The 21,151-nt window shown below is 55.5% G+C and carries 27 protein-coding genes; 19 read left to right on the top strand and 8 right to left on the bottom strand.

What is annotated here, in order from left to right:
- Positions 1-56: 56 nt before the first annotated feature.
- The 4 genes from GJ1_RS02590 to GJ1_RS02575 are packed head-to-tail and all read left to right on the top strand — an operon-like array spanning position 57 to position 3,390.
- Positions 57-935 carry a branched-chain amino acid ABC transporter permease gene (locus GJ1_RS02590; protein WP_066228025.1) on the top strand — a complete coding sequence of 293 codons (879 nt, stop codon included), beginning with the start codon at positions 57-59 and terminating at the stop codon, positions 933-935.
- A 16-nt stretch (positions 936-951) separates the two neighbouring features.
- Entirely contained in the window at positions 952-1,926 is a 975-nt protein-coding gene (locus GJ1_RS02585; RefSeq protein WP_066228023.1) for a branched-chain amino acid ABC transporter permease, read from the top strand.
- Positions 1,901-2,680, top strand: coding sequence for an ABC transporter ATP-binding protein (locus tag GJ1_RS02580; protein ID WP_066228018.1), 780 nt, complete (start codon positions 1,901-1,903; stop codon positions 2,678-2,680). Before GJ1_RS02585 ends, GJ1_RS02580 begins: the two co-directional genes overlap by 26 nt.
- A 2-nt stretch (positions 2,681-2,682) precedes the next feature.
- Complete coding sequence (locus GJ1_RS02575) at positions 2,683-3,390, top strand: ABC transporter ATP-binding protein (protein WP_066228015.1); 708 nt, start codon at positions 2,683-2,685, stop codon at positions 3,388-3,390.
- A gap of 385 nt (positions 3,391-3,775) precedes the next feature.
- Here the strand turns inward: GJ1_RS02575 and GJ1_RS02570 are convergent, their stop codons facing one another.
- A complete protein-coding gene (locus tag GJ1_RS02570) occupies positions 3,776-4,765 on the bottom strand; it encodes a M23 family metallopeptidase (protein WP_066228012.1) in 990 nt (329 codons plus the stop codon).
- A 165-nt stretch (positions 4,766-4,930) separates the two neighbouring features.
- Between GJ1_RS02570 and lipA the strand changes: the two genes are divergently transcribed.
- Positions 4,931-5,827, top strand: coding sequence for a lipoyl synthase (gene lipA, locus GJ1_RS02565; protein ID WP_066228009.1), 897 nt, complete (start codon positions 4,931-4,933; stop codon positions 5,825-5,827).
- Positions 5,828-5,945: 118 nt separating this feature from the next.
- Here the strand turns inward: lipA and GJ1_RS02560 are convergent, their stop codons facing one another.
- Positions 5,946-6,632: a YhcN/YlaJ family sporulation lipoprotein gene (locus GJ1_RS02560; RefSeq protein ID WP_066228006.1), complete on the bottom strand. Its 687-nt coding sequence runs from the start codon at positions 6,630-6,632 to the stop codon at positions 5,946-5,948.
- 112 nt (positions 6,633-6,744) lie between these two features.
- Between GJ1_RS02560 and GJ1_RS02555 the strand changes: the two genes are divergently transcribed.
- Together GJ1_RS02555 and GJ1_RS18240 are read left to right on the top strand one after the other, a co-directional pair.
- Positions 6,745-7,020: a YutD family protein gene (locus GJ1_RS02555; protein WP_013144326.1), complete on the top strand. Its 276-nt coding sequence runs from the start codon at positions 6,745-6,747 to the stop codon at positions 7,018-7,020.
- A gap of 26 nt (positions 7,021-7,046) precedes the next feature.
- Positions 7,047-7,193: a hypothetical protein gene (locus GJ1_RS18240; RefSeq protein WP_157068346.1), complete on the top strand. Its 147-nt coding sequence runs from the start codon at positions 7,047-7,049 to the stop codon at positions 7,191-7,193.
- Between the two features lie 40 nt (positions 7,194-7,233).
- Here GJ1_RS18240 and GJ1_RS02550 read toward each other — a convergent pair whose 3' ends face one another.
- The gene (locus GJ1_RS02550) at positions 7,234-7,527 is read right to left on the bottom strand and encodes a cytosolic protein (protein ID WP_066228004.1); all 294 of its coding nucleotides are present in this window, start codon (positions 7,525-7,527) and stop codon (positions 7,234-7,236) included.
- A 57-nt stretch (positions 7,528-7,584) separates the two neighbouring features.
- Positions 7,585-7,854 carry a DUF3055 domain-containing protein gene (locus GJ1_RS02545; RefSeq protein ID WP_066228001.1) on the bottom strand — a complete coding sequence of 90 codons (270 nt, stop codon included), beginning with the start codon at positions 7,852-7,854 and terminating at the stop codon, positions 7,585-7,587.
- A gap of 100 nt (positions 7,855-7,954) precedes the next feature.
- On the opposite strand from GJ1_RS02545, the gene hepT reads away from it, so the two are divergent.
- Both hepT and nucF read left to right on the top strand, forming a co-directional pair.
- Positions 7,955-8,392, top strand: a complete 438-nt coding sequence (gene hepT / locus GJ1_RS02540; protein WP_066227999.1) for a type VII toxin-antitoxin system HepT family RNase toxin — start codon at positions 7,955-7,957, stop codon at positions 8,390-8,392.
- A 28-nt stretch (positions 8,393-8,420) separates the two neighbouring features.
- The gene (gene nucF / locus GJ1_RS02535) at positions 8,421-9,191 is read left to right on the top strand and encodes a 5' nucleotidase NucF (RefSeq protein ID WP_066227995.1); all 771 of its coding nucleotides are present in this window, start codon (positions 8,421-8,423) and stop codon (positions 9,189-9,191) included.
- Between the two features lie 95 nt (positions 9,192-9,286).
- Here the strand turns inward: nucF and GJ1_RS02530 are convergent, their stop codons facing one another.
- Complete coding sequence (locus tag GJ1_RS02530; RefSeq protein ID WP_066227992.1) at positions 9,287-9,784, bottom strand: phosphatidylglycerophosphatase A family protein; 498 nt, start codon at positions 9,782-9,784, stop codon at positions 9,287-9,289.
- Positions 9,785-10,027: 243 nt separating this feature from the next.
- Here GJ1_RS02530 and yutH point away from each other — a divergent pair, with 243 nt between their 5' ends.
- The 5 genes from yutH (at position 10,028) to thrB (ending at position 15,446) form a co-directional block, all read left to right on the top strand.
- Complete coding sequence (yutH, locus tag GJ1_RS02525; protein WP_066227989.1) at positions 10,028-11,032, top strand: spore coat putative kinase YutH; 1,005 nt, start codon at positions 10,028-10,030, stop codon at positions 11,030-11,032.
- A gap of 76 nt (positions 11,033-11,108) precedes the next feature.
- The gene (locus GJ1_RS02520) at positions 11,109-12,083 is read left to right on the top strand and encodes a 2-hydroxyacid dehydrogenase (RefSeq protein ID WP_066227985.1); all 975 of its coding nucleotides are present in this window, start codon (positions 11,109-11,111) and stop codon (positions 12,081-12,083) included.
- A 92-nt stretch (positions 12,084-12,175) separates the two neighbouring features.
- Positions 12,176-13,474, top strand: a complete 1,299-nt coding sequence (locus tag GJ1_RS02515; RefSeq protein ID WP_066227982.1) for a homoserine dehydrogenase — start codon at positions 12,176-12,178, stop codon at positions 13,472-13,474.
- Positions 13,474-14,535 carry a threonine synthase gene (thrC, locus tag GJ1_RS02510; RefSeq protein ID WP_066227979.1) on the top strand — a complete coding sequence of 354 codons (1,062 nt, stop codon included), beginning with the start codon at positions 13,474-13,476 and terminating at the stop codon, positions 14,533-14,535. Before GJ1_RS02515 ends, thrC begins: the two co-directional genes overlap by 1 nt.
- Positions 14,532-15,446, top strand: a complete 915-nt coding sequence (gene thrB, locus GJ1_RS02505; protein ID WP_066227976.1) for a homoserine kinase — start codon at positions 14,532-14,534, stop codon at positions 15,444-15,446. Before thrC ends, thrB begins: the two co-directional genes overlap by 4 nt.
- Positions 15,447-15,642: 196 nt before the next feature.
- Here the strand turns inward: thrB and GJ1_RS02500 are convergent, their stop codons facing one another.
- The gene (locus GJ1_RS02500) at positions 15,643-15,885 is read right to left on the bottom strand and encodes a NifU family protein (RefSeq protein ID WP_011232431.1); all 243 of its coding nucleotides are present in this window, start codon (positions 15,883-15,885) and stop codon (positions 15,643-15,645) included.
- Positions 15,886-15,969: 84 nt separating this feature from the next.
- On the opposite strand from GJ1_RS02500, the gene GJ1_RS02495 reads away from it, so the two are divergent.
- Positions 15,970-16,323 carry a YuzD family protein gene (locus GJ1_RS02495; protein ID WP_066227973.1) on the top strand — a complete coding sequence of 118 codons (354 nt, stop codon included), beginning with the start codon at positions 15,970-15,972 and terminating at the stop codon, positions 16,321-16,323.
- A 114-nt stretch (positions 16,324-16,437) separates the two neighbouring features.
- Here GJ1_RS02495 and GJ1_RS02490 read toward each other — a convergent pair whose 3' ends face one another.
- On the bottom strand, positions 16,438-17,508 hold the full coding sequence (locus tag GJ1_RS02490; RefSeq protein WP_066227970.1) for an NAD(P)/FAD-dependent oxidoreductase: 1,071 nt from the start codon (positions 17,506-17,508) through the stop codon (positions 16,438-16,440).
- Positions 17,509-17,678: 170 nt separating this feature from the next.
- On the opposite strand from GJ1_RS02490, the gene GJ1_RS02485 reads away from it, so the two are divergent.
- From GJ1_RS02485 to GJ1_RS02470, 4 genes are all read left to right on the top strand, one after another.
- Complete coding sequence (locus GJ1_RS02485) at positions 17,679-17,918, top strand: YuzB family protein (protein ID WP_044733304.1); 240 nt, start codon at positions 17,679-17,681, stop codon at positions 17,916-17,918.
- 133 nt (positions 17,919-18,051) lie between these two features.
- Positions 18,052-18,924 carry a diaminopimelate epimerase gene (gene dapF, locus GJ1_RS02480; protein WP_083509922.1) on the top strand — a complete coding sequence of 291 codons (873 nt, stop codon included), beginning with the start codon at positions 18,052-18,054 and terminating at the stop codon, positions 18,922-18,924.
- Between the two features lie 152 nt (positions 18,925-19,076).
- Positions 19,077-19,442, top strand: coding sequence for a HesB/IscA family protein (locus GJ1_RS02475; RefSeq protein WP_013144338.1), 366 nt, complete (start codon positions 19,077-19,079; stop codon positions 19,440-19,442).
- A 112-nt stretch (positions 19,443-19,554) separates the two neighbouring features.
- Positions 19,555-19,845: a LapA family protein gene (locus GJ1_RS02470; protein WP_066227967.1), complete on the top strand. Its 291-nt coding sequence runs from the start codon at positions 19,555-19,557 to the stop codon at positions 19,843-19,845.
- A 265-nt stretch (positions 19,846-20,110) separates the two neighbouring features.
- Here the strand turns inward: GJ1_RS02470 and GJ1_RS02465 are convergent, their stop codons facing one another.
- On the bottom strand, positions 20,111-21,109 hold the full coding sequence (locus tag GJ1_RS02465; RefSeq protein ID WP_174520092.1) for an NAD(P)/FAD-dependent oxidoreductase: 999 nt from the start codon (positions 21,107-21,109) through the stop codon (positions 20,111-20,113).
- Positions 21,110-21,151: the final 42 nt, after the last annotated feature.

The raw sequence follows: 21,151 nt of genomic DNA, 5'->3' as shown, positions 1-21,151 counted from the left end.
CCTGTCCGGCCTTTCGTTTGGCCAAAGAACGAGTTTTCGTTAAGGAGCGTGCAGACATGGAACTCATTCAACAGCTGGTCAACGGCATTTCTCTAGGCAGCATTTATGCGCTCATCGCCCTCGGATATACGATGGTGTACGGCATCGTTCGGCTCATCAATTTCGCCCATGGCGACGTCTTTATGGTCGGTTCATTCGTCGGTTTTTACGCCGTCACGATGCTTGGCGTCGGCTTTTTCCCGGCGCTGCTGTTGGCGATGGCAGCTTGCGCCGTGCTTGGGATGATTATTGAGCGGATTGCGTACAAGCCGCTGCGCAATGCGACGCGCATCGCTGTGCTCATTACGGCGATCGGCGTTTCGCTGCTCATTGAGTACGTCACGATCTATTTGCGCGGAGCCCAGCCGGAGGCGTATCCGAGCACGCTGCTGCCGGACCGCAATTTGGAGCTGCTTGGTGTTGTCATCAGCAGCCAGTCGCTGTTCATCCTCGGCACGTCCCTCGTTTTGATGGTCCTTCTTCAGTTCATCGTTCACCGGACAAAAATCGGGAAAGCGATGCGCGCCGTCTCCCATGATGCGGAAGCGGCCCGGTTGATGGGAATTAACGTCGACAATACGATTTCGGCCACGTTCGCCATCGGTTCAGCGCTCGCTGGGGCGGCCGGCGTCATTTTCGGCATTTATTATACGAAGATTGAACCGTTGATGGGCATTCTTCCGGGATTGAAGGCGTTTGTCGCCGCCGTGCTGGGCGGAATCGGCATCATTCCGGGCGCGATGGTCGGCGGGCTTTTGCTTGGCGTCATCGAATCGCTCGTCAGCGGGCTCGGCTATTCGCTCTGGCGCGACGGGGTGGCGTTCATCATTTTAATTCTCATCCTCATTTTCCGGCCAGCCGGATTGTTTGGCAAGAACGTACGAGAAAAAGTGTAAAGGATGGTAGGGGACAATGGCAACTTGGAAGCGGACGCGTGGATTTTGGGTTTCCGTCATACTGGCCTTCGCCTTTTTCGCCGTTGTACAGTGGCTGATTGCAAGCGGAACATTAAATGTGTTTTACGTCAACACGCTCTTTTTCATGGCGATCAACGTCATGTTGGCTGTGAGCCTTCATTTAATCATCGGCATCACCGGGCAGTTTTCGATCGGACACGCCGGCTTTTTCGCCGTTGGCGCTTACGCTTCAGCGGTTATGACGATGAAACTGCAGATGCCGTTTGCGGTCGGCGTGCTGACGGCCGGAGTGGCGGCGATGCTTGCCGGCCTCATCATCGGCGTGCCAAGCTTGCGCTTAAAAGGCGATTACTTGGCGATCGCGACGCTCGGGTTTGGCGAAATTGTCCGCATCGCGCTATTGAACATCGATTACGTCGGCGGGGCGAGCGGCATGACGGTGACGCATATGACGACATGGCCGTGGGTGTTCGCCTGCCTGTTTGTGACGATTCTTGTGATCTCCAACTTCACCAACTCAACGCACGGGCGGGCGTGCATCTCGATTCGCGAAGATGAAATCGCCGCCGATGCCATGGGGATCAACACGACGTATTACAAAGTGGCGGCGTTTGCGATCGGCTCGTTTTTCGCCGGCATCGCCGGGGCGCTGTACGCCCACCACTTTTACATCATTCAGCCGTCGAACTTCGGCTTTTTAAAATCGTTTGACATTTTGATTTTCGTCGTGCTCGGCGGGCTCGGCAGCCTATCCGGCGCGGCGGTCGCGGCGATTTTGTTGACGATCGTTTCGACGTTCTTGCAAAACTATCCGGAAACGCGGATGATCATTTACAGCATCGTCTTGATTTTGGTGATGCTGTACCGTCCAACCGGGCTGATGGGGACGAAAGAACTGTCTTCGCTCTTCAAATGGCGGAAGGCGGCGGAAGGAGGAATGAATCATGGCAGCAAAAACACCGTTGCTTAAAGCCGAAGAGGTTGGCATCCAGTTTGGCGGGCTGAAGGCGCTCTCCGGTGTGACGATGGAGCTTTATCAAGGAGAGCTTGTCGGGCTCATCGGTCCGAACGGCGCCGGGAAAACGACGCTGTTTAACTTATTGACGGGCGTGTATGTGCCGACGGAAGGGCGGATCGTGCTTGACGGCGAGACGTTAAACGGCCTGCCTCCGTATAAAATTACACGCAAAGGGATCAGCCGGACGTTTCAAAACATTCGTCTGTTCGGCGAGCTGTCGGTCTTGGACAACGTGAAAGTCGCCTACCATGCGCACGCCCGCCATTCGATGGCGAGCTCCATTCTCCGTCTCCCGTCCCATTTCCGCGGCGAACAGGAAATGGAAGAGAAGGCAATCGAGTTTTTGAAAATTTTTCAATTGGACGAAGTGATGCATGAGAAGGCGAAAAACTTGCCGTACGGCCAGCAGCGCCGGCTCGAGATCGCCCGGGCGCTGGCGGCACAGCCGAAGGTGCTGCTCTTAGATGAGCCGGCCGCGGGCATGAACCCGCAGGAAACGAAGGAATTGATGAATTTGATTGCCTTTATTCGCGAGCGGTTTGCCTTGACGATTTTATTGATTGAGCATGACATGTCGCTTGTCATGGGCATATGCGAGCGCATTTACGTGTTGGATCACGGCCAGCTGATCGCCGAAGGCACGCCGGAACAAGTGCGCAGCAACCCGAAAGTGATCGAGGCTTACCTTGGCGAGGAGGTGTCGTGACCGTGTTGAAAGTTGATCAAATTGACGTATTTTACGGCAACATTCACGCGTTGAAAGGTGTATCGCTTGAGGTGAACAAGGGTGAGATCGTTACGCTGATCGGAGCGAACGGCGCCGGGAAAACGACGCTTCTGAAAACCATTTCCGGGCTGTTGAAGCCGAAAAACGGCGACATTGTGTATGAGGGGGCCTCGATCGCCGGCAAGGCGGCGCAGGCGATCGTCAAGCAAGGCATTTCCCACGTGCCGGAAGGGCGGCGCGTTTTCGCCAATATGACGGTGGAGGAAAACTTGGAGCTCGGCGCGTTTTTGCGCAAAGACAAAGAAGGCATTCAACAAGACTTTGCCAAAGTCTTTCAGCTGTTCCCGCGCCTTGAAGAGCGGCGCAAGCAGCTGGCTGGAACGCTTTCGGGCGGCGAGCAGCAAATGCTCGCCATCGGCCGCGCGCTCATGGCCCGTCCAAAGCTGCTCTTGCTTGACGAACCGTCGATGGGGCTCGCGCCGCTGCTCGTCAAAACGATTTTCCGCATCATTCAGGAAATCAACGAGTCGGGGACGACGATTTTGCTTGTCGAGCAAAACGCTCATATGGCGCTCTCGATCGCGCATCGCGCCTATGTCCTTGAATCGGGGCGCGTCGTCTTGTCGGGAACGGCGAGCGAGCTGCAGGCGAGCGAACAAGTGAAACAGGCGTATTTGGGCGGCCATTGAGGAAAGAAACGCGGTAGAAACGTTGCGGAAAGCCGATTCGGGCAGCCGCATCGCCGCTTAAAAAGGCTGATCCCGAAGGCGTTTATCCACCTTTGGGGATCAGCCTTTCTGCTGCCATCCTTTTTTGAAACGTTGACGTTTACGCTTTTTTACGGAGCCAGCCGGCAGTTGACGAACGGTCGGAAACATCGGCGGCGCACTTTCGGGCTAACGATATGTGAATGTGCGGTTTGCCTTTTCAGGAGGCTGTCTTAAAAGGCAGTTCTTTGTTCAACATAGAGCAACCGTGTTCCCGCAGTTGTGTTCTGCATATATAGGGCAATCAAAGAAGGGATTCCGGCTCTTTTGGTCCGCCTTCTTTGTTTTGGCGCTTCAGCCCGTGCGGCTAGCGGCGCCGTTGTTGCTGCTCGGCCCGCTCCCATGCTTTTAGGTGCGGGTACGGGTCAAACGCCCATTCGGCATAGCCGTTGTCTTTGTACATGCCGTAGTGAAGATGGGGCGGAAATTTTCCGGCTGTGCCGGGCGGACCGTAGCCGGAGCTGCCGACCGAACCGATGATCGTCCCCGGCTCGACGATTTGCCCCTCGCGAAGATCGGCGGCAAACCCGTTCAAATGGGCGAAGTAATGGTACGTGTTGTTGATGTCGCGGATGCCGACGCGCCAGCCGCCGTAGTTGTTCCACCCTTTCAGCTCGACGATGCCGTAGCACGTCGAGCGCACCGGAACGCCGTAGCCGGCGAAAATGTCGGTTCCTTCGTGGATGCGCCGTCCGCCCCAGCCGCGCGCATCGCCCCATGTATCGCGGTAGCTGTAATTGGCCCGCAGCGGAAGCGGAAAGACATGGTCGTCCAACTTCAGCGTCTGATACTTTTTATAAATTTTTACTTTTCCTAAAATGATATCGACGGTTTTGGCGCGTTGGTAGTAGTTCCAAAGCGCGATTTTGATATGGCGGTGATCGATGCCGTACGTCTGCAAATAGCGGGCCATGGCCATGATCACATCGTCATCGTCGTCGGCCCGCGCATAGCCGTCGCCGTCTCCGTCCACGCCAAGGCCGCCGAACTGGGAGATGGAAAACGGGTCTGTATCGTGTGGATTTTTGTTCAGCGGCCCGGCCCATACTTCCGGTTTGATATAAATGCCGAGCACGCCGGCCGGCTTGGGCAGGTCGCGGCGCACTTGCCGGACGTTTCGCTCATACTGGTCAATGGCCGCAAAGTAATACCACGGGATCAACGAGACGGCTTCCGCCTTTTTGTACAGCTCCATCCGCTTTTCATACACCGCCTCTTCCTGTTCCGCCGCGGAAGCCGCGCCGGCGGCGATCCACAGCATCGCTGCCGCCGATATGGCGGCAAGCCATCGATGCACGCGTATTCCCCCTTTCCGCCCGTTTCATATGTTTAGTTTGGGGAGAAACGGGAATTTCATAAATGTTAAAAGAAGGAAACCATCCGCTGGACGATTTTTTTGTGTTTTTCCGTTCTTTTCATTATAATGGGGAATGAACAATCATCGACAAGTGGAGTGAGAACGATGGCGACGAAAGAAGAACACGTCCGCAAGCCGGACTGGTTGAAAATCAAGCTGAACACGAACGAGAATTATATCGGTTTAAAGAAGCTGATGCGGGAAAACCGTTTACATACCGTTTGCGAGGAAGCGAAGTGCCCAAACATTCACGAATGCTGGGCCGTACGGCGGACGGCGACGTTTATGATTTTAGGCAGCGTCTGCACGCGCGCCTGCCGCTTCTGCGCCGTCAAAACCGGACTGCCGACGGAGCTTGATTGGCAGGAGCCGGAACGCGTCGCGGAATCGGTCCGCATCATGAACTTAAAACACGTCGTCGTCACCGCCGTCGCCCGCGATGACTTGAAAGACGGCGGGGCGGCGGTATTCGCCGAAACGGTGCGCGCCATCCGCCGGAAAAACCCGTTTACGACGATCGAGGTGCTGCCGTCGGATATGGGCGGGGTGTATGAAAACTTAAAAATTTTGATGGATGCCCGCCCTGACATTTTAAACCATAACATCGAAACGGTGCGCCGCTTGACTCCAAGGGTGCGCGCCCGCGCGACGTACGAACGTTCGCTTGAGTTTTTGCGGCGCGCGAAAGAATTGCAGCCGGACATTCCGACGAAATCGAGCATCATGGTCGGCCTTGGGGAAACGAAAGAAGAAATCATTGAAGCGATGGACGACTTGCGCGCCAACCATGTCGACATTTTGACGATCGGCCAGTATTTGCAGCCGACGAAAAAACATTTGAAGGTCGTAAAATATTATCATCCGGATGAGTTTCAAGAGCTGAAAGAAATCGCGTTGAGCAAAGGGTTCAGCCATTGTGAAGCCGGCCCGCTCGTCCGCTCGTCGTACCATGCCGATGAGCAGGTGAATGAAGCGGCGAAAGCGCGGCAGTTGAAAGCGTAACATCCAACGAACGGCGCGAAAGCAAGCGTTGTTCCAGCGGCTGAAAGCATCATCCCGGCCGGATGAACGCGAAGAAACGGTCATGCCTTTCATCAAGAAGGCAGACCGTTTCTTTTCCCTAGCGCCCCGCTTTCGTCGCCCGCGGCGTGCCGTCGCGGAAATCGCGGTCCAGTTCATCGTTTGTTTCGTTGATCATTTCGCCGTTTTCATTTTCCCCGTCGCTCAGTTTTTTCCCTTGCGGATAGTTCAACATCCGCTGAATCGTCGCATCGAGAATTTGGTCGATGTTGCGCGTATTCGAATCAAGGCGCCCGAAGCGCTCGATGTCCTTCATCAGCTGCGGATTGTCGGCGACATACACATGGTAGTAGCGGGGAACGACGGAAAGCGCCGTCTTTTTCACTTGATCGGCCGTTTGCTGCCGGTTGTTCGTGTCCGCGTCATACACGACGAGCACTTCCTCATCCGTGACGAGCGTGGCGACGTCTTTGACGCCCGGCAGCTGGGTGCACAATTTGCTGATTAAATCAGCCGCTTTCTCGCGGTTGAATGACGGCATGTCGTTGTAGCCGTTCGCATCGCCGAGGATCGGGCTTTTTTGATGGCGGACGTAGCCGAAGTTGTTCATCGGCGTGTCATCGCCGTTGGGCACCCCGTTTTCATTGTACAGCTCGTTGCGGTCGGCGACATTGATCGTGTTGCCGCTCCGCTTGTAAATGTCGGTGTTTTCGTCCTCGGCCGTCTGCGCGCAGCCGGCGAGGGCGACGGCCGTTCCAAACGCAACGGCCAACCATGGTCGTCTCATCGTCAGCACCCCCTTCGCTTTTAGGGTGGCACACGGATGATGGTTCGATGACAGTAATTGATTGGGTGCGATGCATCGTTTATGATGGAAGTGGAAAGGCGAGGTGAGAACAGTGATTTGCATTAACAATCATTGTTACGAACTGGTGGAAAATGTAAAAAACGCCTTTAATGAAGAAGCCTTTCGCGCCCGATATGCGGACATTTTGGCGAAGTATGACTACATTGTCGGGGATTGGGGATACAACCAGCTCCGGCTGCGCGGGTTTTTTGACGACCATAACCAAAAGGCGACGTACGATACGAAAATCAGCACGTTGTCCGAATATTTGTATGAATATTGCAATTTCGGCTGTGCGTATTTTGTGTTGCGCAAGGTGAAACGGTAACCGCGCCAGCGGACTGCGGTGCGGCGGTGCCGGAAGAAGAGGAGGCGCAAGAAACCGCTGCGCGGCGAAATGCTCGCAGGCGGGAAGACGGCTCGCGGACAGACAAAAAGACGACGCTGCGCCATTCTCATCGCCGCCGCATGGCGAAACGGCAAAGGCGGCAGCCGCCATAGGCTGGCGGCTGCCCCGTTTCTTTCGTTGTTCCGCTGAACGTCAAGCCTGTTCTTCCGTTTCATTGTACGGAAACTGTTCACTGTTGCGCGGGTCATCATGCGGCGGGTGGGCGGCCGGGTCGCGCCTCGGAATGTTTTGGTGGAACGATTTAAACTCGTAGTTGAAGGCGCTGTAATGCCGCTGGCCTTCCTTCCAAGGCGTGCTTTTGTTTTCGACCGGCGCGTCGTCGCGGCGCGGCGAGCCGTACGGCCCTTCTGGGAACTCTTCGGCGGTCAAGAAATTGCGCTGTTTCTCGACGACGGAAAAATCGGCGTATGTTTCCCGTTCCGCCATTCGTCTCACCTTCCTTGCTGCTTTGGTGTTTCATAAGATGCCCGAAACCGAGGAAGGTTATGAGAGATACTCCTCCAAAAAGGCGCGCAAATCATTGGCATCTTGCTCATTGAGCTGGTAAGCGTGCTCAATATAGCCCGGCTCCTCCAAATCATCGCGCCCGAGAATGGCAAAGCGGTTGCTTTGCAAATCAAGCACGAGCCATTTCCCGTAAAAACGGTCGGTCTCGACGAGCGCCAAATCAAACCGCTGCCGTTCGCCGACAAAGCTGACGAAGCGGACCGCGGCTTCGACGGTGTCGTCGTATAAATAAAACCGTTCGCCCATGATCCAAGCCTCCCTGTTTTTTCGTCTATGTCCATCATAGCAGACAGGCGGCGAAAACGGGAGACAGCAAATCGCACAAAGAAACGAGGAGGGATGACGGATGTATTTTGTCGACCGCAAGAAACTGGAAGAAACGCTCAGCTGCATGGAACAAATGCTCGCTCGCTACAAGGCGAAAGCCAATTGGGACGAGCCGTTGCAGCGATTGGCGCTCGAGCGGATCGCTCATGTCGTCATCGAAGCGGTGTTGGACGTCGGCAACGCCATGATCGATGGATTTATTATGCGCGACCCGGGCAGCTACAACGACATCATCGACATTTTGGCGGATGAACGAGTGATTTCAACCGCGGATGCCGATCGGTTGAAAGCGTTTATTGCCCATCGGAAAATGCTTGTGCACGAGTATACGCGCGTGGACCATGAGAAATTGCTTGCCGATCTGAACGAACATTTGCCGGCGCTTGAGGCGTATCCGAAGGCGGTGCGCGCTTACCTGGAGAGTGAGCTCGGCCCGGTGTCGGCGTTTCGCAATTGACGGATGACAAGAAAGGGGATCGAAATCATTGAAGCGTTACAACGGCTACCTCATCGATTTGGACGGGACAATGTACCGCGGCACGGAATGCATCGCCGAGGCGCGTGAGTTCGTCAATGAGCTTCACCGCCGCGGCATTCCGTATTTGTTTGTGACGAACAACTCATCGCGCACGCCGGCGCAAGTGGCGGAAAAATTGCGTTCATTCGGCGTGCCGGCGGAAGAGAAGCATGTATTTACTACAAGCCAGGCGACGGCGAATTACATTTTTGAACAAAAGCCGGATGCTTCCGTGTATGTGATCGGCGAGGAAGGCATTCGCACTGCCTTGGCGGACAAAGGGTTCCGTTTTGCCGGCGAAGATGCGGATGTCGTCGTCATCGGCATTGACCGGCAAATTACGTACGAAAAGTTCGCTGTCGCGTGTCTTGCCGTCCGCAACGGAGCGATGTTCGTCTCAACGAACGGTGACATCGCTTTGCCGACGGAGCGGGGGCTTTTGCCGGGCAACGGCGCGCTGACGTCGGTGATCGCTGTATCGACGCAAGTGAAGCCGACATTTATCGGCAAGCCGGAAAAAATTATTATGGAGCAGGCGCTCAAAGTGCTCGGTGTCCCGCGGGAGAACGTCCTCATGGTGGGCGACTATTACGAAACCGATATTATGGCGGGGATGAATGCCGGCATCGATACGCTTTTAGTCCATACGGGCGTCACGACGAAAGAGATGCTCGCCCGCTATGAACGGCAGCCAACGTATACGGCCGATTCGCTGCTTGAATGGCTCGACCGCTTGTAAAAACGCCGCCTTGCCTTCGTGGCAGGCGGCGTTCGATTTGCTCGGCATTCGTTTCCACGCTTTAAGAGCAGACGCCATTGGCGGCGGCGTTCGATTTACTCCGCATTGGCGGCCCGGTGCGCTAAGCGGCTCGATGCCGCCGCGGCGATGGCGCCGACAATGTCGTCCAAAAACGTATTGCATTTGCCCGTTGATTTGTCGTTTAAGTATTGTAAAATGCCAGGCTTTTGTTTATCGATATATCCGTAGTTCGTAAATCCGATCGACCCGTACACGTTGACGATCGACAGCGCCAAAATTTCATCGACGCCATACAACCCTTCATCGCGGCGGATAATCGACTGCAGCGGCTCATCAAGCCGGCCGTCCTCGGCAAGTTTATCCAATTGAATGCCGGTTAAAATCGCGTTTTGCACTTCGCGTTTGGAAATGACGCGGTTGACGTTTTCGATGCACTCCTCCATCGTCAAGTCCGGATGATATTTCGCTTGCAAATAATAGACAAGTTCCGCGATTTTTTCTACTGTCACCCCTCGTTCTTCCAGCCAGCGCCGAGCCGTTTGTTCCAAGTTGTTCATTGTGAATTCACTCATTAGTCTGTCACCTATTTCCCTTAAAAAGTCGTTTTCTATATATATGTATCATGTCATAAATACGTCCGTCATATAAAGAAAAATGCTCATCGGCTTTTTCCTCGCCTCTTGGCATATATAAAAAATAGCCCCCTTTCTGTGAAAATGCGCAGGCCTTCATTGGCCATTTTCATGCCCGGGTGGAGTGCAAACGTTGCTTATGGAGCTTTTTTGAGAAAAGGGAAGAAAGAAGGAGGCGCGGCGATGGAAGCTTGGGTGCGTGAACAGTACAGCATGCGCGTCGAACGGTTGGAACGAAGAGGGATGTACACAGCGTTTTGGCATAAACAGGAACGTTTTCTGATCGTTGCCGCCGATGGACGGAGCGAAGCGGAGATGGAAGAGCGCCAACAAATGAGCCGCTATTTGCGGGCGAAAGGAGTGGACGGCATCGGGGAGCTGATCAAAACGACGTCCGGAACGTATATCGCTTCTTATAACGGGCAGCCGTTAGCGCTCATTCGCGCGCCGCTTCCGTCGGCCCGCTTTCGTTCGCTCGGCCGGGAGCTGGCGGTGATGCATGAATGCGGGAGGACGTGTCCGCTGCCGATCATCGCCTGCCGGCGCATCGGCCAATGGCGGGAACTATGGGCGAAGCGGATCGATCAAATGGAGTCGTTTTGGGCAAGCAAGCTCGCTTCTGGACCGTCGTCGCCGTTTGATCGGCTGTTTATCGAGTCGTTTCCGTACTATTTAGGGATGGCGGAAAATGCGGTGCAATATGTGGCCGACACCGAGCTTGACGAAGAACCGCTGCGCATTGATTATGCGGCGTTTTGCCACGAGCGGCTTCCAGAAGCGGGTTGGGTGGATGGAACGGAGGCGAAACTGCCGACAGATTGGGTGTATGACCATTGTGCGCGTGATCTGGCTGAATGGGTGCGCCATTTGTACCGGCAGCGCGGGCTTCATTGTCAACGAGCGGTTCGGCAATTTTTCCAAGATTATGGGCATTCGATGCCGCTGTCGCCGTTTGCCTGGCGGCTGATTTACGCTCGGCTTTTATTTCCGCTGCCGTATTTTGAATGCGTGGAAGCGTATTATACCGCTTCGGATGAGAACGAACGAGCGAGGCATGAGGGCGCGTTGCGGCGCTTGTTCGATCGATCGCACGAGTATGAACGGTTTATGGCTTCGTTTGCTGAGATCGTCGGCATCGCCGGACGCATCCGCCTGCCGGCTGTCGAGTGGCTGCCGCCGGTGTCATGAATGGGGAGACAACTTCTCGTTTTTTTTGCGCAAAAGTTGTGATAAGATTTAGAAAAAACGAAGTGGGGGCTGCATCATGACGAAGCCGTATGTATTCATTACGCGAAAATTGCCGGAGGAAGTGATTACACCGCTCTCTGTCATCGCCGAAGTAGGGATGTGGCCGCATGAAGATATGCCTGTGCCGCGCGACGTGCTGATTGCGGAGGCGAAAAAAGCGACGGCCATGTTGCCGATGGTGTCCGATCCGATCGATGAAACCGTGCTGTCTGCCGGTTCGGCGTTGAAAGTTGTCGCCAATATGGGGGTAGGTTATGACAATATTGACGTTCCGGCGGCAACGAAGCGCGGCATTCTCGTTTGCAATACGCCCGATGTATTGACCGATACGACGGCCGATTTGACGTTTGCCCTTTTATTGGCCACCGCCCGCCGCCTTGTCGAAGCGGCTGAATTTTTGAAGGAAGGAAAATGGAAAAGCTGGAGCCCGTTTTTGCTGGCCGGCGCGGATGTCCATCATAAAACGATCGGCATCGTCGGCATGGGGAACATCGGCCAAGCGGTGGCAAAGCGGGCGAAAGGATTTGATATGACCGTCCTGTATCACAATCGTTCCCGCCGCCCGGAGGCGGAAGCGGAGCTTGGCGCCATCTACCGCCCATTTGCCGACTTGCTGGCTGAGAGCGATTTTGTCGTCTGCTTGACGCCGCTCACCTCTGAGACGCGCCATTTGTTCAACCGCGAGGCGTTCCGGCAAATGAAGAAGTCCGCGATTTTCATTAACGCGGCGCGCGGGGCGGTCGTGGACGAACAGGCGTTGTATGAGGCGCTTGTCAAGGGGGAGATCGCCGCGGCCGGGCTGGATGTGTTTGAAAAAGAGCCGGTCGCTGCCGATCATCCGCTCGTCTCGCTTCCGAACGTCGTCGCCTTGCCGCATATCGGCAGCGCCACATACGAAACGCGGCGCGCCATGATGACATTAGCGCGCGACAACATCATCGCCGTGCTCGAAGGCCGGCCGCCGCTGACGCCGGTGAACCGGCTCTCGTAAAAATTTTCATTGCCAAATGATCGATCGTCTTTTATAATGTCTACTATAAAAATACAAATGTCTACTGTACATAAACAGAAGGGGCGGGAAAGATGGAAAAGCCAATTTTTGTCGGATTGCTAGGATTAGGAACGGTCGGGAGCGGCGTCGTCAAAATTATTGAGAACCACCAAGAAAAGTTGATGCATCAAGTCGGCTGCCCGGTAAAGGTGAAAAAAATCCTCGTCCGTGATGTACATAAACCGCGCGATGTCGCCGTCGATCCGGCATTGCTCACGACAAGCGCCGCTGAGGTGATCGATGATCCGGACATTGACGTCATCATCGAAGTGATGGGCGGCATTGAAGAAACAAAAGAGCTGCTATTGCGGGCGCTGCGGCAACGAAAGCATGTCGTGACCGCCAACAAAGACTTGATGGCCGTCTACGGGTCGGAGCTGCTTCGGGTGGCGGCGGAATATCGGTGCGATTTGTTCTACGAAGCGAGCGTCGCCGGCGGCATTCCGATTTTGCGCAGCTTGGTCGACGGCTTGGCGTCGGACCGGATTACGAAGCTGATGGGCATTGTGAACGGAACGACGAACTACATTTTAACGAAAATGTCGAAAAACGGCGCTTCATACGAGGCTGTACTTGCCGAAGCGCAGGCGCTCGGGTTCGCTGAAGCCGACCCGACGTCGGACGTCGAAGGGCTCGATGCGGCGCGAAAAATGGCCATTTTGGCCCGCCTTGGCTTTTCGATGGACATCGACTTGGACGATGTGCAAGTGAAAGGCATCACCCAAGTGACGGAGGAAGACTTAAACTATGGGAAGCGGCTCGGCTACACGATGAAATTGATCGGCATCGCTCAGCGCGACGGCCAGAAGGTCGAGGTGAGCGTCCAACCGACGTTTCTTCCGGATTCGCATCCATTGGCGTCCGTGCATAACGAATACAACGCGGTCTACGTGTATGGCGAAGCGGTCGGGGAAACGATGTTTTACGGGCCGGGGGCGGGCAGCTTGCCGACGGCGACGGCTGTTGTCTCCGACTTGGTCGCAGTGATGAAAAATATGCGCCTTGGCGTAAACGGCCATTATGCGGTGTCTCCGCAATATGAAAAACAGTTGAAGACACCGGCGGAAATTTTCTCGAAATACTTTTTGCGCATTCATGTGAAAGACCAAGTGGGCGCGTTTGCCAAAATTACAACGCTGTTTTCGCAACGCGGGGTGAGCTTTGAGAAAATTTTGCAGCTGCCGTTAAAGGAAGACGGTCTGGCGGAAATCGTCATCGTCACCCATGACGCCTCGCAGCAAGACTACGAAGAGATTTTGCAGCAGCTCGGCGATTTGGAAATCGTTGAGCGGGTGCAAAGTTCATATCGCGTGGAAGGGGAGAAACGGTAATGGCATGGAAAGGGCTGCTTGACGCCTACGGCGATTTTTTGCCGCTGACCGCGGCGACGCCGAGGTTGTCGCTTTGCGAAGGGAATACGCCGCTCATCCCGCTGCCGCGGTTGTCGGAAGAGCTTGGGATTACGTTGTACGTCAAAGTGGAGGGGGCGAACCCGACCGGTTCGTTTAAAGACCGCGGCATGGTGATGGCGGTGGCCAAGGCGAAAGAGGAAGGAAGCCATACAATCATTTGCGCCTCGACCGGCAATACGTCGGCTTCGGCGGCCGCCTACGCGGCGCGCGCCGGCATGCGCTGCCTCGTCGTCGTTCCAAATGGGAAAATCGCCCTCGGCAAGTTGGCGCAAGCCGCCATGTACGGCGCGGAAATTTTTGCGATTGACGGCAACTTTGACGAGGCGCTGAAGATGGTGCGCCGGCTGAGCGAGACGGCGCCGATTACGCTCGTCAACTCGGTCAATCCGTACCGAATCGAGGGGCAAAAGACGGCGGCGTTTGAAGTGTGCGACCAGCTCGGGCGCGCCCCGGACGTGCTCGCCATTCCAGTCGGCAACGCCGGCAACATCACCGCCTATTGGAAAGGGTTTAAGGAGTATCATGAAGCAAAAGGGACGGGCTTGCCGCAAATGCGCGGCTTTGAAGCCGAAGGGGCGGCGGCGATCGTCCGCAATCAAGTGATTGAACAGCCGGAAACGGTGGCGACGGCGATCCGCATCGGCAACCCGGCGAGCTGGGACAAAGCGGTCGAGGCGGCGAGCGAGTCGTGCGGGAAAATCGATGAGGTGAGCGACGCGGAAATTTTGGCCGCCTACAAGCGGCTTGCCCGGACGGAAGGCATTTTTGCCGAGCCGGCGTCATGCGCCGCCATCGCCGGGGTCATCAAACAGCGCGAACGGAACGAAATCGAGCGCGGCAGCCTCGTCGTTGCGGTTCTTACCGGCAACGGTTTGAAAGACCCGGCCATCGCGCTGGAGACAGCGGCGATCGAGCCGATCGTGCTGCCGAACGATGAGCAAATCGTCCTTGAGCATTTGCAAGGGGTTGTCCGCACATGAAGGAAGATGAGATGTTGAAAATCGTTGTTCCGGGAAGCACGGCCAACTTAGGGCCCGGTTTTGACTCGATCGGGCTCGCCGTCTCCCGTTATTTGACGCTTGACGTCCGCTTGGCGGCAGCGTGGTCGTTTACGCCAAGAACAGCGGAGGTAAGCGGCATTCCGCGCGGAACGGACAACTTGGTGTATCAAGTGGCGGAGGAGACGGCAAAAGTATACGGCGGCCAGTTGCCGAGCTGTGCGGTTGATGTGTACAGCGACATTCCGTTTACGCGCGGGCTGGGAAGCAGCGCGGCGGCGGTCGTCGCCGGCATAGAGCTCGCTGACGCGTTGCTTGGACTTGAATTGCCGCGCGAGCAAAAGATGGAGTTGGCGACCCGATACGAAGGCCATCCGGACAATGTCGGCGCCTCTTTGTACGGCGGGTTGGTCATCGGCTGCTACCGCGAGGCGGGCACAGATGTCATCCATATTCCGCAATTGGATGTGGAGCTTGTCGCCATTATTCCAGAATACGAGTTGGAGACGAAAAAAGCGCGCGGTCAGTTGCCGGAGCAATGGACGAGGCAGCAGGCGGTCGAGGCGAGCGCCGTCAGCAACGTTCTTGTTGCCGCTTTGCTCACGAAAAATTGGAAGCTCGTCGGGCGGATGATGTCCGCTGATTTGTTTCACCAGCCGTATCGCAAGCCGCTCGTTCCGGAACTCGAGCGAGCCGAGGCGCTGGCTGGGGAATACGGAGCGATCGGAGCGGCGTTAAGCGGAGCGGGGCCGACGGTGCTCGTCTTTGCCGAACCGGGTCAAGGAGAGCGGCTTGCGCAGCGGCTGCGCCCGCATTTTCCAGCGTGCGAAATCGCCCGGCTCGCCGTCGAGCCGCGCGGCAGCCGCGTCTATAAGCTGGCGCTTGAAGCTTGAATGCTCTCTCACCTACGCAAACGCCAAGAGGCGGGAGATTCTTGGCAACACCTGCCCCATGGCAGGCGGTTGACCAAGCCACCTCTGTACGGTTTCGCTGTCCTTACTCCCGCTGACCGCCTGGAAGTAGGGGTCTCTCGGTTGGAGATGATAAAAAAATCCGAACAGCCGACCGCTGTTCGGATTTTTATTGGCATTAAAACACTTGCTCCACTTCGACGACGCCCGGCACTTCTTCAAACAAGGCGCGCTCAATCCCGGCTTTGAGCGTGATCGTCGAGCTCGGGCAGCTGCCGCACGCGCCAAGGAGGCGGAGTTTCACGACGCCGTCCTCCACATCGACGAGTTCGCAGTCGCCGCCGTCGCGAAGCAGGAACGGGCGGAGTTTATCTAAAACTTCTTGCACTTGTTCTTTAATTTCTTGATCCGTCATTTCCATCGACTCCTTTCTTTACTTTTTATTATAATCATGGTAACAAAAAAAATCTAATGATAAATTTTGCTTTCGCAAAGGGTGACGTAGATGACATTCAAGCCGATTGAAATTTGTGTATACGGCGCTGACGTGATTTGCCCGTCATGCGTGCAGCTGCCGTCGTCGAAAGAAACGTACGAATGGCTCGAGGCCGCGCTGCGCCGCAAGTATCCCGATCAGCCGTTTACGATGACGTACGTCGATATTTTCGCTCCGCCGGCCGATGATGAGGCGAAGCGGAAGCTCGCGCAGACGATCGTCGAGGAAGATTGGGTGTATCCAGTTGTCGTGATCGAAGGAAACGTCGTCGCTGAAGGCAACCCGCGGCTGAAGGTGATTTGCGCGGAAATGGAAAAATTAGGGTATCGACCATCGGCGCATGAAGGGAAAAAGGCGGAATAAGCTCCGCCTTTTTATGTGCATTGAACATCCGTATGCAACGTCTGCCCGATGTTGAAATGTTTCCGCAAGTGTCGCTCGATCGAAAAGGTTGAGGTTGTTTTGCGCTGTCTTGATTCAGTACCCGTGGTGGTGTTTGTACATCCACAAAATGCCTGATTTCAGCAAACGCGGCACGCGGCCGGTGAGCGGGCGGTCGGCGAGCAGGCCGAAGCCGTGCTTTTTGCCGAGCGAACCGAGAATGCCTTTTAATTTGATCGGCGGGAATTCATTCGGCGGCTCTTCGCCGTTCCACCGCTTTTGCAGCACTTGGACGATTTGCTCGGCCTGCGCTTCGGCGAGCTGGGCGCTCGGGGAATGCGGCAGGCTCGCACAGTCGCCGACGACGTATGCGTTTTCATACCCCGGAATGTGGTGTTGCTTGGTCAGCACGACGCGGCCTTGCTTGTCCTTTTCGACATTCAGCTCGCGGACGACGCGGTTGGGCTGGATGCCGGCCGTCCAGACGATGACGTCGCATTCCACCGGTTCGTCGTGGTTGTACAAGACGCCCGGTTCGACTTTCGTGACGTTGGAGTTGCGGACGATTTCCACCTTGTGTTCAACGAACCAGCCTTCCACATAATCGCTCAGCCGTTTCGGAAACATCGGCAAAATGCGCTCGCCGCGGTCGAACAGTTTAATGTGCAAGTCCGGGCGGCTCTCCGCCAGTTCGCTGGCCAGCTCGACGCCGCTCAAGCCAGCGCCGACGATGCCGACCGTCGCTTTCGGCGGCAAGTTGTTCAGCGCTTCATAGGCGGCGCGCGCTTTATCAATCGATTGGATGCTGTACGTATGCGCCTCGGCGCCCGGCACCCCGTGATATTTGTCTTCACAGCCTAAACCGATCACGACATCGTCGTAGCGGACGCTGCTTCCATCCTTTAAATGGACGAGCTGCTGGTCGAGATCGATCGAGACGACTTCGCCGAATTGGTACGTCAGTTGCGGATGTTCCGGAAACGGGACGCGGATGTGATGGTCGCTGACCGTTCCCGCGGCCAAGGCGTAATATTCCGTTTTTAAACAATGGTACGGAACGCGGTCGATGAGGATAATATGAATGTCGTTTGGCACTCCATCCGGGAGGAGGCGCTGCAAAATGCGCATGTTGCCGTATCCTCCGCCAAGCAATACAAGCTGTCTCATAGCGAAAAATCCCCTTTTGTCGAGTTTCTAAAGCCGACAATGCCATAGAAAAGTATAACGAAATTGTGACAAAAGAACAATAATTTTTCCGCTTCCTCGATCGAACGAGCATGTTCGTTGACGCCGCGCCGTAAAACGGCTACGATGGGAAGCAGGAAGGTGAACATTGCATGATTTTGCCGATCATCGAATTTTGCATCAGCAACTTAGCGAGCGGGTCGTACAAAGCGATGGAAATGTTGGAAAAAGACCCGAACTTGGACATCATCGAATATAGCTGTTTGAGCTATTGCACCCGTTGCGCGGAAACGTTGTTTGCGCTTGTCAACGGCGAGTTTGTCAGCGGTGAAACGCCCGAGCAGCTCGTCGAAAATATTTACCGGCATCTCGAGGAAAATCCGATGTTTTAGCGAAAAAAAGGAGGATGCCCAGCGATGCGGCATCCTCTTCCATGTATATGAAAAAACGGGGGATATTCTCATTGTGTCCAGTTGATGCGTTCAATATACGCATGAAATAAAAAAATGGTTAGGAGGGAGCCGTGTGCGTTCGTTTTCGTTTACGAAAATGCATGGATTGGGTAATAGTTACATATACGTTGATCTGTTCCGGGAAACATTGCCGGAAGAGGAGCTGCCGGCGATCGCCCGCAGCGTCGCTGATGTCCACACAGGCATCGGCTCGGATGGCTTGATTCTCATTTGCCCGTCGGAGAAAGCGCCGGTCAAAATGCGCATTTTTAACAGCGATGGTTCGGAAGGGAAAAACTGCGGCAACGGCTTGCGCTGCGTGGCCAAATACGCGTATGAGCACGGGATCGTCCGCGAGCGCTCCTTTTTGATTGAAACACTCTCTGGGCTTGTGGAAGCCTGCGTGGCGGTAGAAGGCGGCGAAGTGGCGAGCGTGACGGTCGATATGGGCGAGCCGCGCCTTGCGCGGAGCGCCATTCCGATGGCGGGACCGCAAACGGAGCGGGTCGTCGCCGAGCCGTTTGCCATTGGCGGGGGCGAATATGAAATTACGGCGGTGTCCATGGGGAATCCGCACGTCATTTTTTACGTCGATGACATCAACAAAGCGCCGGTGACGACGCTCGGCCCGCTCGTGGAAAAGGATCCGCGCTTTCCGGAAGGGGTGAACGTCGAGTTTGTCGAGGTCGTGAATGAACATGAGCTCCATTTCCGCGTTTGGGAGCGCGGATCCGGCGTGACGCAGGCGTGCGGGACCGGAGCGTGCGCGGCGGTCGTCGCTTCGGTGCTCAACGGCAAAACGGCGCGCGGGGAAGAAACGGTCGTCCATCTGTCCGGCGGCGATTTAACGATCGTCTGGGGGCATGACGGGCGCGTGCTTATGACCGGCCCGGCGGAGACCGTGTGCACCGGCGTTTATTACTACCGGGGCGGGCGGAACGGTTGAGCATCGAAAGGCAAAGACGGTATACTATAAGTAAGATGGGAACAAGATGAAGGGGGATTTGCAACATCCGCACTGTCGGGTGAAAGCTGGCGAACCTGCTGAAAACCAGCCAAGGTTTTCGGCGAGTGTCAACCGTTAAAGGAGGGGTCATGATGGCAGAGGCGGTCATTACGCTGACAGAAGCAGCAGCGTTTCAAATCAAAGATATGATGAAAGAGCAGGAAGAAGAAGGCGCGTATTTGCGCGTCGGCGTCCATGGCGGCGGCTGCAGCGGGCTGTCGTACGGCATGGGGTTTGACCATGAGCGGCGCGATGACGACATCGAATTTGAGCAACACGGCATCAAAATTTTGGTTGACCGCGACAGCGCGCCGATTTTGCGCGGCACGGTCATCGATTACAAACAGTCGCTGCTTGGCGGCGGGTTTACGATCAACAACCCGAACGCCATCGCGACGTGCGGTTGCGGCTCATCGTTCCGCACGGCGACCAATGCCGGCACGCCGGAGCAATGTTAAGCGGGCGGATGAGATGATCGCCGCCAATCCGCTCAGCGAACGCAAACGGCCCGCGCCGTCGCAATGATCAGCGGCCGCTGAAGGGAAGCTGCCGCCAAGGGAGGAAAGAAGGATGAGAGGACAACTGAATGTCATATTGGCGCTCGTGTTGGCGCTCATTGTCGCGCTGTTGGCCGTGGCGAATGTAGAGCAGGTGACGATCCATTATTTAGTCGGGGAAACTCGTTTGCCGCTCATTATCGTCATTTTAGGTTCGGCCGTCCTTGGCGGTTTGGTTGTCGGCATGCTCGGCTGGGTGCGTTTGTTCAGTTTGCATCGGCAAGTCAAGCTGCTTGAGAAGGAGCGGGCGGCCAAGGTTGAAAGCGATCAGGGCGAAACGGCTTCGCCGGAGCGCGGCGCATGAAAAAGAAGGGGTTGACCGAAAAGGTTGTTTTTTCTTAAACAAAACACAACATATCGTTTTTTCGCGATTGTTTGATCGTAATCAGAAAAGGTGTCCCGATCGTTTTGGGACACCCTCTTTTTGATTGCCGTATATACGCATAAAACTTGCTGGATGTGCTATGGTGAAGAGCGGCCTGTTGAGACAGCTTCTTTCTCGACAGAAAAACAGCGGGTAAGACAGCGCCTTGATCGGCCGAAAAGGACAGAGAGAAACGATGTCACGCTCAAAACAGCGATGTTGAGTGCGCCGGCTGCATCCGCGCTGTCGGGTCGATGTACGTTTTGGCGCTGCTGATGGCGATCGGCGCTTCGCCAAAGCCGCAGGCGATCAGCTTGATTTTTCCGTCATAGGTGCAAATGTCGCCGGCCGCATACACGCCGGGAATGTTCGTCTCCATCCGCGAGTTGACTTTGATCGCATTTTTTTCGATGTCAAGCCCCCAGTTTTTTATCGGGCCGAGTGAAGAAATGAAGCCGTAGTTGACGATGACGGCGTCAACCTCAACCGTTTCTTTCGTTCCTTCTTTCACATGCTCGAGGACGACTTGGCGGATGCCGCGTTCATCGCCGACGAGTTCGACGGGCACAAACGGTGTTTTCACTTGCACGCTGGACTTCATCAGTTGTTCGACGCTATGTTCATGGGCGCGGAATTTGTCGCGGCGATGCACGATCGTGACGCTCGCGGCGATCGGTTCAAGCATGAGCGACCAGTCAACGGCCGAGTCGCCGCCGCCGCAGACGAGCACGCGCTTTCCGGAAAACTGCTCCAAGTCGTTGATGAAGTAATGCAAGTTTTTTCCTTCGTATTGGGAAGCGCTTTCGATTTCGAGCCGGCGCGGCTGAAAAGCGCCGTTTCCGGCGGTGATGATGACCGTTTTCGAGTAATGGATTTGTTGATTCGTCACGAGCTTAAACGTTCCGTCCTCCTGCTTTTCGAGCGTGTCGACCGACTCGTTCAAGCAGACGGTCGGTGAAAACATGTCCATCTGCGCCTTCAGCTGATTGACGAGCTCTTGGGCGCGCACTTTCGGAAATCCGGCGACATCGTATATGTATTTTTCCGGATATAACGCGGCCAGCTGCCCGCCAAGCTGCGGAAGGCTTTCGATAATTTTCACCTTCATTTGCCGCAACCCGCCGTAAAACGCAGCAAACATCCCGGTCGGCCCGCCGCCGATAATCGTGACGTCATAGATGGTGTGATCTTCTTTCACCGACATCCCTCCCCGCACAATATGGCATGACACGTTTATTTTACCATA

Origin of the sequence: Geobacillus jurassicus NBRC 107829 (genome assembly GCF_001544315.1) — a bacterium.
In the GTDB taxonomy this organism is placed as follows: domain Bacteria; phylum Bacillota; class Bacilli; order Bacillales; family Anoxybacillaceae; genus Geobacillus; species Geobacillus jurassicus.
Note: the sequence above shows the minus strand (reverse complement) of the source record. Positions and strands in the feature narration are given on the sequence as shown.

What these genes read in the sequence shown, in the direction of transcription:
- GJ1_RS02590 (WP_066228025.1), top strand. Translation starts at nt 57, where the DNA reads ATGGAACTCATTCAACAGCTGGTCAACGGCATTTCTCTAGGCAGCATT.
- GJ1_RS02585 (WP_066228023.1), top strand. Translation starts at nt 952, where the DNA reads ATGGCAACTTGGAAGCGGACGCGTGGATTTTGGGTTTCCGTCATACTG.
- GJ1_RS02580 (WP_066228018.1), top strand. Translation starts at nt 1,901, where the DNA reads ATGGCAGCAAAAACACCGTTGCTTAAAGCCGAAGAGGTTGGCATCCAG.
- lipA (WP_066228009.1), top strand. Translation starts at nt 4,931, where the DNA reads ATGGCGACGAAAGAAGAACACGTCCGCAAGCCGGACTGGTTGAAAATC.
- GJ1_RS02560 (WP_066228006.1), bottom strand. Translation starts at nt 6,632, where the DNA reads ATGAGACGACCATGGTTGGCCGTTGCGTTTGGAACGGCCGTCGCCCTC.
- GJ1_RS02550 (WP_066228004.1), bottom strand. Translation starts at nt 7,527, where the DNA reads ATGGCGGAACGGGAAACATACGCCGATTTTTCCGTCGTCGAGAAACAG.
- GJ1_RS02545 (WP_066228001.1), bottom strand. Translation starts at nt 7,854, where the DNA reads ATGGGCGAACGGTTTTATTTATACGACGACACCGTCGAAGCCGCGGTC.
- hepT (WP_066227999.1), top strand. Translation starts at nt 7,955, where the DNA reads ATGTATTTTGTCGACCGCAAGAAACTGGAAGAAACGCTCAGCTGCATG.
- GJ1_RS02530 (WP_066227992.1), bottom strand. Translation starts at nt 9,784, where the DNA reads ATGAGTGAATTCACAATGAACAACTTGGAACAAACGGCTCGGCGCTGG.
- yutH (WP_066227989.1), top strand. Translation starts at nt 10,028, where the DNA reads ATGGAAGCTTGGGTGCGTGAACAGTACAGCATGCGCGTCGAACGGTTG.
- GJ1_RS02520 (WP_066227985.1), top strand. Translation starts at nt 11,109, where the DNA reads ATGACGAAGCCGTATGTATTCATTACGCGAAAATTGCCGGAGGAAGTG.
- GJ1_RS02515 (WP_066227982.1), top strand. Translation starts at nt 12,176, where the DNA reads ATGGAAAAGCCAATTTTTGTCGGATTGCTAGGATTAGGAACGGTCGGG.
- thrC (WP_066227979.1), top strand. Translation starts at nt 13,474, where the DNA reads ATGGCATGGAAAGGGCTGCTTGACGCCTACGGCGATTTTTTGCCGCTG.
- thrB (WP_066227976.1), top strand. Translation starts at nt 14,532, where the DNA reads ATGAAGGAAGATGAGATGTTGAAAATCGTTGTTCCGGGAAGCACGGCC.
- GJ1_RS02500 (WP_011232431.1), bottom strand. Translation starts at nt 15,885, where the DNA reads ATGGAAATGACGGATCAAGAAATTAAAGAACAAGTGCAAGAAGTTTTA.
- GJ1_RS02495 (WP_066227973.1), top strand. Translation starts at nt 15,970, where the DNA reads ATGACATTCAAGCCGATTGAAATTTGTGTATACGGCGCTGACGTGATT.
- GJ1_RS02490 (WP_066227970.1), bottom strand. Translation starts at nt 17,508, where the DNA reads ATGAGACAGCTTGTATTGCTTGGCGGAGGATACGGCAACATGCGCATT.
- GJ1_RS02485 (WP_044733304.1), top strand. Translation starts at nt 17,679, where the DNA reads ATGATTTTGCCGATCATCGAATTTTGCATCAGCAACTTAGCGAGCGGG.
- GJ1_RS02475 (WP_013144338.1), top strand. Translation starts at nt 19,077, where the DNA reads ATGGCAGAGGCGGTCATTACGCTGACAGAAGCAGCAGCGTTTCAAATC.
- GJ1_RS02470 (WP_066227967.1), top strand. Translation starts at nt 19,555, where the DNA reads ATGAGAGGACAACTGAATGTCATATTGGCGCTCGTGTTGGCGCTCATT.
- GJ1_RS02465 (WP_174520092.1), bottom strand. Translation starts at nt 21,109, where the DNA reads ATGTCGGTGAAAGAAGATCACACCATCTATGACGTCACGATTATCGGC.